The organism is Prevotella marseillensis (genome assembly GCF_900625065.1).
GTDB classification, from domain to species: Bacteria; Bacteroidota; Bacteroidia; order Bacteroidales; family Bacteroidaceae; genus Prevotella; species Prevotella rara.
Genome location: NZ_UYXY01000001.1, coordinates 1,422,265 through 1,434,066, shown reverse-complemented (window position 1 = coordinate 1,434,066; position 11,802 = coordinate 1,422,265). Strand labels below are relative to the sequence as shown.

General features: G+C 39.6%; 9 protein-coding genes. 1 reads left to right on the top strand and 8 read right to left on the bottom strand.

All coding sequences use genetic code 11. The features are described 5' to 3' along the window. The first annotated feature begins 27 nt into the window (after positions 1-27). The gene (locus EJL04_RS06045; RefSeq protein ID WP_125104387.1) at positions 28-834 is read left to right on the top strand and encodes a gliding motility protein GldB-related protein; all 807 of its coding nucleotides are present in this window, start codon (positions 28-30) and stop codon (positions 832-834) included. A gap of 144 nt (positions 835-978) precedes the next feature. On the opposite strand, the gene rpiB is transcribed toward EJL04_RS06045, so the two are convergent. From rpiB to EJL04_RS06005, 8 genes are all read right to left on the bottom strand, one after another. Continuing rightward, positions 979-1,419, bottom strand: coding sequence for a ribose 5-phosphate isomerase B (rpiB, locus tag EJL04_RS06040; RefSeq protein WP_021854584.1), 441 nt, complete (start codon positions 1,417-1,419; stop codon positions 979-981). A 2-nt stretch (positions 1,420-1,421) separates the two neighbouring features. Then, positions 1,422-3,440, bottom strand: coding sequence for a transketolase family protein (locus EJL04_RS06035; protein WP_053398111.1), 2,019 nt, complete (start codon positions 3,438-3,440; stop codon positions 1,422-1,424). 399 nt (positions 3,441-3,839) lie between these two features. Further along, positions 3,840-5,513 carry a ribulokinase gene (locus EJL04_RS06030; RefSeq protein WP_125104386.1) on the bottom strand — a complete coding sequence of 558 codons (1,674 nt, stop codon included), beginning with the start codon at positions 5,511-5,513 and terminating at the stop codon, positions 3,840-3,842. A 4-nt stretch (positions 5,514-5,517) separates the two neighbouring features. After that, positions 5,518-7,059 carry an L-arabinose isomerase gene (gene araA / locus EJL04_RS06025; protein ID WP_125104385.1) on the bottom strand — a complete coding sequence of 514 codons (1,542 nt, stop codon included), beginning with the start codon at positions 7,057-7,059 and terminating at the stop codon, positions 5,518-5,520. 31 nt (positions 7,060-7,090) lie between these two features. Next, positions 7,091-7,780, bottom strand: coding sequence for an L-ribulose-5-phosphate 4-epimerase (locus EJL04_RS06020; RefSeq protein WP_125104384.1), 690 nt, complete (start codon positions 7,778-7,780; stop codon positions 7,091-7,093). A 5-nt stretch (positions 7,781-7,785) separates the two neighbouring features. Beyond that, a complete protein-coding gene (locus EJL04_RS06015) occupies positions 7,786-8,463 on the bottom strand; it encodes an NUDIX hydrolase (protein ID WP_125104383.1) in 678 nt (225 codons plus the stop codon). Between the two features lie 21 nt (positions 8,464-8,484). Further along, positions 8,485-10,167 carry a sodium:solute symporter gene (locus tag EJL04_RS06010; protein ID WP_021854579.1) on the bottom strand — a complete coding sequence of 561 codons (1,683 nt, stop codon included), beginning with the start codon at positions 10,165-10,167 and terminating at the stop codon, positions 8,485-8,487. Between the two features lie 36 nt (positions 10,168-10,203). Beyond that, complete coding sequence (locus EJL04_RS06005) at positions 10,204-11,364, bottom strand: aldose epimerase family protein (protein ID WP_478354259.1); 1,161 nt, start codon at positions 11,362-11,364, stop codon at positions 10,204-10,206. Positions 11,365-11,802: the final 438 nt, after the last annotated feature.

Genomic DNA, 11,802 nt, shown 5'->3' with positions numbered 1-11,802 from the left:
CTTTGCAGGGTAAAAGATTAATGTGTAGTGAAGTTTTCCAAATGGTTATTAGTATTATCAGTTTTTCTTCTTGAGGCATGTGAGCTTAAATTGAAGCCTTTTGAAGATGAGAGCGTCAAGCAACGTATTGAGGTATGTCGCTATGACCGCTTGGAAAGTCAGTATCTTACGACGGGAGATTTTTTTGCATTACAGCAGATGAATACAGACTTTCCTATGGAAACGAGAACATTACTTGAGGATGTTTTGAGAATTGGTGAGGTAAATGATCCGCAGATTAATCACAAGTTTTTGGCATTTTATCAAGATTCTACGCTTCAGACAATATTATCAGATGCAGAGGCTCAGTATGCAAATATGGATGATATAAACAAACTGTTAAACAGTTCGTTTGACCGTCTTAAAGTTTATATTCCAACGTTACCTATACCTCAGATATATGCTCAAATTGGTGCGTTAGATCAAAGTATTGTTGTTGGAAACCAGACCATAGGCATCTCATTGGATAAGTATTTGGGTAAAGATTATCCTTTATATAAAAAATATTATTATCCATCACAGATCAAGACAATGACGCGAGATAATATAGTACCTGATTGCCTTAATTTTTATCTTCTCAGTCTTTATCCTATGCATGATTTCGAATCACGTACCCAGCTAGAGAGAGATTTGCATATAGGAAAGATTATGTGGGTTTGTAATATTGCTTTGGGATATAAATTTTTTAAATCCCGTTATGTCAATATGATAGACCAATATATGAATAAAAATAAGTCAATTTCAATAGAAAATCTTCTTAAGAACAATGATTATTCGTACATCATAAAGATGTAGAATGTAAATTTTGATATTGAAATATTCTGAAATTTTATATATTCAACAATATAAAAATACCCAAGAGTACGTTTTCGTATCTTGGGTATTTTTATATTGTTGAATTTTATCAACTCTCTTTAATTATATCAGGGTTACTAATTCTTATTTTACAGGAATTTTCTCAATTCTTCTCTGATGGCGTCCACCTTCAAAGGCTGTCTTAAAGAATACATCAAGTATTTTTTCAGCTGTTTTATTGTCAATAAAACGTCCAGGTAATACGATTACATTTGCATCATTATGTTGGCGTATGAGTTCACTTATTTCAGGTGACCAAACCAAGCCGGCACGAACACCCTGATGCTTGTTCAATGTAATAGCCATACCTTCACCACTTCCGCAGATACCAATGCCTGGATATACTTCTCCGCTTTCAATTCCTTCAGCCAAAGGATGTGCGAAATCGGGGTAATCACAGCTCATGTCACTATATGTGCCATAATCTTTATACTGATAGCCATGGTCTTCCAAATATTGGATGACAAACTTTTTTAACGGAAAGCCTGCATGATCGCATGCTAGTCCTACAGTCTTGATGTCCATAATTATTCCTCCATAAATAATTTAACCTGTTTGTATACGTTTTCGGCTGTATATCCGAGTTTTTCATCCAATACTTTATATGGTGCTGAGAATCCGAAGCTTGGCATTCCAAATACTTTACCATTGGCACCTACCAAACCTTCCAATGTTACAGGCAGACCTGCTGTCATGCCAAATATTTTGGCGTTTTTAGGAAGTATGCTTTCTTGGTATTCTTTGCTTTGATTGCGGAAGAGACCTTCACTAGGAACGCTTACGATGCGGATCTTTATTCCGTCTTTACGGAGAAGTTCTGCACCGGCAACCAATGTTGATACTTCAGAACCATCAGCTAAGAGTATTACATCGAAGTCTTCATCTGAACCTGCGACAACATATGCTCCCTTGCGTGCCTGTTCGTAGTCATTTCCAGCCGGAAGTTTTGCGATGTTCTGGCGTGAGAATATAAGTGCTGTAGGCGTTTCCATATTTTCCATGGCCATAGCCCAACATACTGTTGTTTCATCTGCGTCAGCAGGACGGAAGACTCTTACGCTGTCTTTTCCATGATGGTTCTTGAGTTTTTCCATCAGTCTGATTTGTGCTTCCTGCTCAACAGGTTCGTGTGTAGGTCCGTCTTCACCTACTCTGAATGCATCGTGTGTCCAAATAAATTTGATTGGCACTTCCATTAATGCTGCCATACGTACAGCAGGTTTCATGTAATCAGAGAATACGAAGAATGTTCCACATGCAGGAATTACGCCGCCATGGAGATACATACCGATGCACATGCATGCCATTGTGAGTTCGCTTACACCAGCCTGGAAGAAAGCTCCGCTGAAATCATCTCTTACCATTGATGATGTCTTTTTCAAGAAACCGTCAGTCTTGTCGCTATTTGACAAATCGGCAGATGAACAGATCATATTAGGAACTTGTTCTGCAAGTACGCCAAGGCATGCGGCAGATGCAGCACGTGTGGCCGATCCTTCTTTCTGAACAACAGCACTCCAATCTACTTTAGGAGCATTGCCGCTGAACCATTCTTTCATCTGTGCAGCTTTTTCAGGATTTGCTTTAGCCCATGCTTCTTCTTCAGCATGACGTTTTGCTACAATTTGCTTTAATTCTTCTTTGCGTCTTGCATATAATTCCTGTACTTCGGGGAATATCTGGAATGGGTTTTCAGGATCACCTCCAAGGTTCTTTATTGTATTTACATATGCATTTCCGCCAAGAGGTGCACCATGTGTCTTGATACTGTGCTCATAGCTTGTGCCGTCCTCTTTAAGTGCACCTTTACCCATTACGGTTTTTCCGATGATGAGGGTAGGGCGGTGTTCTTCTTTTTGTGCCTGTTTTAGGGCCTCACGTATTTCGTCAACGTCATTTCCGTTTATTTTAATTACGTTCCATCCCCAAGATTTGTATTTCGCTTCAGTGTCTTCGTTCATAACAACACCACATTCTGTTGAAAGCTGGATGTCATTTGAATCATAGAACATAATAAGATTGTTCAGACCAAGTGTACCTGCAAGACGGCCTGTACCTTGTGAAATCTCTTCTTCTATACCACCATCAGAAATATATGCATATATTTTGTGCTGCATAACTTCTTTTCCAAGACGTGCTTCCAGAAATTTTTCTGCAACAGCGGCACCGGCGGCAAAAGTATGTCCCTGACCAAGAGGACCAGATGTGTTTTCTATACCGCGCTTAACGTCTCTTTCAGGATGTCCAGGAGTTGGTGAATCCCATTGACGGAACATGGCTAGTTCTTCCAATGTGAATTTCCCTTGCAGGCATAATGCGCTGTATAGCATCGGAGACATGTGTCCTGGATCGAGATAAAAACGGTCTCTGCCTTCCCATGATGGATTTTCAGGATCGTATACTAAAAACTCTGAGAATAGTACATTGATAAAGTCTGAACCTCCCATGGCACCTCCGGGGTGTCCTGAGTTTGCTTTTTCTACCATAGATGCAGCGAGAATACGTATGTTGTCTGCTGCTTTGTTCATTAATTTTTTATCGTTCATTATATTTAGTATTAAATTTGATGATTTTCGGGTTATATCTAATAATTTGAAATTATCTTACTTATTACATGCAAAGATAGTTAAATCTTATGATAAAACAAAAGAAATAGACGTTTAAACTTCAATAAAGTTAATAATGATTTTATCCGCTTTTCTGCAATTGTTTTTATAAGATGATTCCTTATTGTTTATGGTTATTATTTGCGTTTAATGATAAATGTCTGTTGGTTTTATTTTCATTAATTTACTCCATACGAAATGTGGCATTTGGGCTTGCGATATGATATGTTTCATCATCTAAAAGATGACCGTTTGACTTCTAAAAAGGAGTCTATTTAAAATGCCACAATGAAAGTGGCGTTAATGTCTGAGTGACAAACACTAACGCCATCTTAGACCCTAGAATAGCTCTTTTTCTGTAAATTGTCCGAGTTTAAGATATTTTTTGTATATATCCTCGTATGCTTTTACATTTTCAGGCTGTGGAATATATTCTTTAGAGAATCCGCTATTCATGTTTCCTATTGCATCTTCAACTTTCTCATATATTCCTGCTGCTGTTGCTGCAAATATTGCGGCTCCTAATGCGCATGCTTGGTCTGTATTGCAAACTTTTATTGGCTTATTGATGACATCACACATTGTCTGCATTACAAATGGTGATTTAAGCGCGATGCCTCCAATGCCTATGACATTGTCTATTACTATTCCTTCGCTTTCAAATCTGTCAACAATAGCTTTTGTTCCATATGCTGTGGCTTCTACTAATGCGCGGAAAACTTGTGGGGCATTTGAGCCTAGAGTGAATCCGGCAATTGTTCCTTTTAGTAACTGGTTCGCATCCGGAGTGCGTCGTCCGTTTATCCAGTCTGTTGCAATCATCGTGCTTTCGCTGACAGGTATTTTTTCTGCTTCTTCTGTTAGTTTGACGATAATTTTATCGCAAGTTTTTTCAACAATATTGTCAATTTCTTCTTTAGATAATTTATCGCCGATTGTTTGAGGCAGGATTTCTCTTACGGGGAATTCAAGTATTCTTCTGAACATGGCATAGACATCGCCAAAACTTGACTGACCGGCTTCAAGACCAACCATTCCGGGAATTACGCTGCCATCAACTTGTCCACAGATACCTTTTATACATTTTGTACCGATTTCATCATACGATGCAACCATAACGTCGCATGTTGATGTTCCTATTACACGTACAAGCGTATGAGGAGTAACTCCGGCACCAACAGCACCCATATGACAATCGTATGCGCCTCCGGCAACAACAACATCTTCATTAAGTCCTAGACGCTCTGCCCATTCTTTGCATAGATGTCCGACTGGTTTATCTGCAGTTTCTGTCTCCTCGAACAGTCGGGCACGGAATCCGGCAAGTTTAGGCTCTAATGAAACAAGAAAATCTTCAGAAGGAAGACCTCCCCATTCTTTATGCCACATTGCCTTATGGCCACATGCACAGCGGCTGCGGACAATGTCTTTTGATTTATTTACACCGGTCAGTACAGCTGGCAGCCATTCACAATATTCAACTATTGAATATGCCTTCTGAGCAACCTTGCTGTCTTCACGTAAGATATGCATCGCTTTAGCCCAGAACCATTCAGCAGAATATATGCCACCTTCATATTTAGCATAGTTTATTTCTGACTTTGCACATGCTAAGTTTATCTCTTCAGCTTCTTTTACTGCAGTATGGTCTTTCCATAATACAAACATTGCATTTGGATTGTCCTCAAATTCTGGCAGCATTGCCAATGGAGTGCCAGTCTCGTCTGTGAAGGCAGGTGTTGATCCTGTTGTGTCAAAGGCAATTCCGACAACATTCTTGGCAACTTCTTGTGGACATTGGCTTAAAGCATCTTTTACCGTGCCTTCCAGTACCTCAAGGTAATCCTTGGGATGCTGGCGCCATTGGTTTGCTTTAGGGTTGCAATATAATCCTTGTTTCCATCGTGGATAATATTGTACGCTGGTTGCTAATATTTCACCCGTTGTAGCATTTACAACTAAAGCCCTGGCTGAATCACTTCCGTAATCAAGGCCTATAACGTATTTTGTCATAAAACTACAGCAAAGCTTTGTTCAACATGTAATAAACTTCATTGAAGCGCAGTTCTTTACGGAACTCATCAACCTTTGTATTTTCATTGATGAATACACACTCTATTCCTGCAATTTCTGCATAATCCTGCCAATATTCTTCAGTAAGATCGTATGAGAAACAGCTGTGATGTGTACCTCCTGCGTATATCCAACATCCTGCTCCAACTTCAAAGTTGGGTTGAGGAATCCAAAGTGCTGATGCAACGGGGAGTTTAGGCAATGCCTTAGGTTCGATGCATTTTACATCGTTTACAATCATTCTGAAGCGATTGCCGAGATCTACTACTGTTGCAGTAACACCAGTTCCTACTTTTGAAGTAAATACAAGACGGGCGGTCTGGCTCTTTCTTACTCCTATGCCAAGGAAATGAACTTCAAGTCGTGGCTTAGATGCTGCAATCAGAGGTGACACTTCCAGCATGTGTGACTGCAGGATAGAACTCTGTTCACCGTTAAAGTTGAGCGTATAGTCTTCGAGGAACGAACAGCCGTTAGGCATGCCTTGTGTCATGACCCAAATACTGCGGTATAAGGCTGCTGACTTCCAGTCGCCTTCTGCGCCAAAGCCATATCCTTCAGCCATGAGTCTCTGTGAGGCAAGTCCTGGAATCTGATCGAATCCCATTCCGCTTTTTTCTACGTCTATGTCACCAAGGTCGTCAAAGTTTGTTGTGAAGCCTTTTGCACCTTTGGCTTTCAGTATGGCACGTAAAGCGAGTTCCGCTTTTGCTGCATTCCATACTTTCTTATATGCTTCGCTTGTCTTATCCTCAAGTGAACTGTCATGGTCGTATTCATTGAAATATGTAGCAACCAGATTGTCAACATCAGCGTCCTTTATTTCTTTAAAATAGCTAAGTACTTCGCTGAACGGACAATAATCTACATGATAGCCCAAAACCTGTTCTGCTGCAACCTTGTCGCCGTCAGTAACAGCTACATTATTCATCTGGTCGCCGAAACGCAGGATTAACATGTCTTGTGCATCTGCCCATGCTGCACATACACGTTCCCATACAGCAATATGGTCCTGTGTCTTTTCTTCTTTCCAGTATCCAACTACAAGTTTTCTCCTTATGCGCATACGTGATATTATGTGACCGAACTCTCTGTCTCCGTGAGCACTCTGGTTGAGGTTCATGAAGTCCATGTCAATAGAATCCCATGGAATTTCGGCATTATATTGTGTATGCAAGTGGAGTAGTGGCTTATGAAGTATCTGAAGTCCGTGTATCCACATCTTGGCAGGAGAGAATGTGTGCATCCATGTTATTACACCGATACATTTTTTCTCATTGTTGGCAGCTGCGAAAAGTTCTGAAACTTCTTTGCTGCTATTTGCGGTTCCCTTATATACCACTTTAATTGGAAGTCTTCCTGAATCGTTCAGTCCGGCAACCATTTCTTTTGAATGTCCGTCAACTTGTTTAACTGCATCACCTCCATATAGAAGCTGAGCACCTGTTATAAACCAAATTTCGTAATTTTCGAATGCTTTTATCATAGTTGTAATTACTTTTTTATGTTATTAAATTTTATTTCTTTTGTCCGTAATATGCGTTTGGTCCGTGTTTCCTGCTGAAATGTTTTTCAACGAGGAGAGGATTCATTGTTGTATCTGGGTTAACCATGAAAGAAACAAATGCCATCTTGGCAACTTCTTCCATCACAACGGCATTATATACAGCGTTGTCTGGGTCTGTTCCCCATGAGAATGGTCCATGGTTCTTAACCAATACCCCTGGAGTGTGCACATAGTTGATTCCTTTGAAGCGTTCTACAATGACATTGCCTGTTTCTTTTTCATATTCGCCCATCTGATTTTCTGTCATATCTTTTGTACATGGTATGGCATCGTGGAAATAATCTGCATGTGTCGTGCCGATATTTGGAATGTCTTTGCCTGCCTGTGCCCATGCTGTAGCATATGTAGAGTGGGTGTGTACAATGCCTCCGATTTCGGGAAATGCGCGATACAAGACCAAGTGTGTCGGTGTATCTGATGAAGGATTGAGATCTCCTTCAACAACTTTTCCTGTAGCGAGGTCTACAACTACCATGTCAGATGCCTTCATATCGTCATAGCTTACGCCTGAGGGCTTTATTACAACAAGCCCTTTTTCGCGGTCTATTCCAGATACATTTCCCCATGTAAATATTACCAAGTTATGTTTTACAAGGTCAAGATTGGCCTTAAAAACTTTTTCTTTTAATTCTTCAAGCATAATTCTTATAATTTAAATGTTGGATCTTCCATGTATGCATCATTATTAAAACGATACAAGGCTGCTCCTCGTTTAGATGTAATTTTGTCAATTAAATCGGTCTTTTCAATGAAATCGATTGTCTTTATACGTTTTCTGAAGTTACGCTTGTCGATAGCCTCTCCTAAGATAGCCTCGTATACATGTTGCAACTGCGTTAAAGTGAATAGTTCGGGCAATAGGTTGAAGCTTAGCGGCTCAGATGAAATTCTTCTTCTAAGCAATGATATGGCTTTTTTTACCATATCATTGTGGTCAGAATAGAGTTTGGGCAGTTCTTCAAGATTAACCCATTCTGTCTGATGGCTTTCTTGAAGAGTCTTGTCGTAATCCTTAACGTTTATCAGGGAGCAATATGCTATTGATATAACTCTTTCACCAGGATCACGGTCAACAGCTCCGAAAGCTCCTACCTGTTTCATATATAAGCCTGTAAGACCTGTCAGTTCATACAATACTCGATTTGCCGCTTCATCCAGCGTCTCGTTTTCTCCAACAAATCCGCCATAAAGAGACCATTCGTTCCTTCCTGGGTCCATCTGGCGTTTTCCTATCAGCAGTTTTAGCTTATTGCTTTCGAAACCGAAAACGATACAGTCTACTGATACAAAAAATTTTGAATGTTCGTTATAATAAATTGTCATATGCTCTAAGTTATTTCGTTATTACCAGAAGTAAATGTAGAATGCCACTGTAATCGCTAATATGATGATGCTATGTATTACATCCCAATGATTCCAGCTTGCACGTGATTCAGCTTTTTGTTCTGGTGTTGCAGTGCCAAATACGAGTCCTTTGATTTTTTCTTCAGATGGAGCTTCTGTACACAAGCTTACGATTACGACAACCAGACAGCAGAAAATCAGCATTACACCACAGAAATAGAGCCAGTTGAAGTCGTAGAATACTGCTTTAAACCAATTATCTGTTGCGTCTGTTGTATTGCTATAGTAAACCTTTGCACCTAATCTTGTAAGACCTATAATTATTCCAGACAGAAGTCCCCACATGCCTCCTTTTGCTGTTGTTCTTTTCCAGCATATACCTAACAAGAATGCTGCTGCTATGCCGGGAGCAAGTACGCTTTGTACATCTTGCAGGTAGTTATACAATACATTGCCGACGCTTCTCATTATTGGTATCCACAGAATTCCAAGAATTACAATTACCACAGTTGCCATTTGACCAATTCTCACGAGAGATTTTTCTGAAGTGTTCGGGCGTAGACGTTTATAGAAGTCGATGGTGAAAAGCATGGCAGATGAGTTAAACAATGATGCCAGTGAACTCATGAGGGCGGCTAGAATACCGCATACGACCAAACCTTTCACTCCTGCAGGCAGAATTTTTGCTACCAATGTCGGGAAGGCAGCATCACTGATTGTTACTCCATTTGCATCAACCGGCAGGAAAGTGCCGCCTGATTTTACGTTCAATGCGTATGCGATCATTCCTGGAATAAGGAAGATGAATACAGGAAGTAGCTTTAGGTAAGCACCAAAGATTGTTCCGCGACGTGCCTCTCTTTCATTTTTTCCGGAAAGAACACGCTGTACGATGTACTGGTCTGTACACCAATACCAAAATCCGATAACAGCAGAGCCGACTAATGCTCCAAGCCAAGGATAATCAGGGTCTTTCAGATTGCGCATCAAATCTGTCATGTGATCTCCATATTCGTTAACAGGCTGTATAGAACATACCTGTAGTACTTGGTCCCAACCGCCAACTGCTTTCAGGCCTAATACTAAGATTATGAGTGAACCTAATAATAGGATAGGGGTTTGCAGTACAGATGTGTACAACACGCTTTTCATTCCGCCGAAAATAGTGTATAGAGCTGTTATTAATACCAGTCCAATTGCAGCAATCCAGAAAAAGTCAATGCCCCATAACTCTTTAATGCCGAATACTTGTTGGAAAACAAGTCCGCCTGCGTATACCGTAACAGCAACTTTAGTCAAGACATAGCTTATGAGTGATATTACAGATAAAATAGTGCGGCTTTCTTTATTATAACGTTTTTCCAGGAACTCAGGCATTGTGTATACCATACTTCTTGTATAAAAAGGTACAAACACCCATCCAAGAATAAGAATCATCCAACCTTGAATTTCCCAATGTGCCATCGCCATTCCTGAAGATGCTCCGGCTCCGGCAAGTCCGATCAGATGTTCAGAACCAATGTTTGAGGCAAAGATAGATGCACCTATGGCTATCCATGTTGCGTCTCGGCCTCCAAGAAAATAGTCAGCCGAGTCATTGTTCTTTTGATTGATGACCCATACAACTATACCAATCAGTGCCAGGCAAAAGACACCAATTACAATCCAGTCTAATAGTTCCATTTTTTTTGATTAAAATTTTAATAGGTTAATAGTTATTTATTTAATGCTGAATTTGAATATGCAGTGTGAATAGTATTTTTCACCAGGTTTCAAGTTTGCTGTCGGCCATCCTTTTTTGTTTGGAGTGTCCGGATATTTTTGTGTCTCGAGACAGCATGCTGCACGTTTGTTGTATGCAATGCCCTTTTTCCCGTTAATCTTTCCGTTTAAGAAATTACCTGTATATACCTGAATGCCAGGCTCATTCGTGTAGACTTCAAGCATGATGCCTGTCAAGGGTGAATATAGGCTCGCTGCTACTTTGGTATCATCACCTTTACCATTTTTATATGTATTTAAACACCAGTTATGGTCAAAGCCATTGGCATTCTTTATCTGATCAAATTTGAAATTATTGACATCCTTTCCAATTGCAGTAGGCTTCCTGAAATCCATGGGGGTATTATCTACTTTAGCAATTTCACCTGTTGTCATGTATGTTGAGTCAGAAGGGGTATAATTGTCTGCATTTATGTACAGAATGCAATTCTCTATATCCTTAGTTGGGTCTCCGTTAAGATTAAAATATGAATGGTTGGTCATATTAATAACGGTTTCTTTGTCTGTTGTTGCTGTATATGTTATGTCCAGACTGTTATTGCTTCTCAATACATATGAAACAGTAGCGGTTACATTTCCGGGGAAATTGTTATCTCCATCTTTAGACAACATTGTTAGTTCTAGTGTCGAGTCATTAGGTTGCTTGGCATCATATACCTGATATTGCCATCCGGATGGGCCTCCATGCAGGCAATGTCCATAATTGTTTGTCGGTAGCTGTATGTTTTTTCCTGCTATTTGTAATTTACCTTTATTTATTCTGTTTGCATATCTTCCAATCGCAGCTCCGAAATCACTTGGACTGTTTACTGAATCTGCATATTGTGCTATATTGTCATATCCAAGAACAACATCTGTTTGTTTGCCGTTTTTATCAGGAACAACAAGTGATACAATTCTTCCACCAAAGTTCGTTATACATACTTCCATACCATTTTTGTTGTTTAGGGTATAGAGTTTTACGGCTTTTTGATTTATAGTTGTATCAAAAGCAGCTTCAGACAATCCTGAGATTGTGCTTACGTTGCTGCCGTTTTTAACTCCGCATGCGGATAATAAACAACATGCAAGGCCTAAATTTAAGATGTTAAATTTAATGTTCTTCATGATTTTATATTTTAGATTGTTATTGGGTGTAAAATTACATTATATTCTTTAGATGCCAAAATATATTAGTCTGTGTTTTTATTTTAATGCTGTTTTTTTTGCAAATTTTATCATTTCGCTGCTTTTTGTGTGAATTTTTAAGAGATAAATTTCTCTTATGTAAAACTATTTATGTAGTATGGGTGGATTGGGGATTTTCTTTTTGTCATATGTTGAATTGTTTTCTTGCTTCTATGGGGCACAGAACGAAACGTATAATGACGGAAAAGACGTAAAATGGTGGAATGCTTTGAGCGCCAAAGAGTTACGGGTATAGCGCCAGGATGACGACGCAAAACGAAACGTTTACATGGGCTTAATTTTGGTTTAATTTTAGGCAAAGTTGAGGCTTGTCAGGACTACACAATGTTTATAAGTGGCTTGCATGAG

Excerpts from the sequence above, each read along its gene's own strand:
- rpiB (WP_021854584.1), bottom strand. The coding sequence starts at position 1,419 with ATGGACATCAAGACTGTAGGACTAGCATGCGATCATGCAGGCTTTCCG.
- EJL04_RS06035 (WP_053398111.1), bottom strand. The coding sequence starts at position 3,440 with ATGAACGATAAAAAATTAATGAACAAAGCAGCAGACAACATACGTATT.
- EJL04_RS06030 (WP_125104386.1), bottom strand. The coding sequence starts at position 5,513 with ATGACAAAATACGTTATAGGCCTTGATTACGGAAGTGATTCAGCCAGG.
- araA (WP_125104385.1), bottom strand. The coding sequence starts at position 7,059 with ATGATAAAAGCATTCGAAAATTACGAAATTTGGTTTATAACAGGTGCT.
- EJL04_RS06020 (WP_125104384.1), bottom strand. The coding sequence starts at position 7,780 with ATGCTTGAAGAATTAAAAGAAAAAGTTTTTAAGGCCAATCTTGACCTT.
- EJL04_RS06015 (WP_125104383.1), bottom strand. The coding sequence starts at position 8,463 with ATGACAATTTATTATAACGAACATTCAAAATTTTTTGTATCAGTAGAC.
- EJL04_RS06010 (WP_021854579.1), bottom strand. The coding sequence starts at position 10,167 with ATGGAACTATTAGACTGGATTGTAATTGGTGTCTTTTGCCTGGCACTG.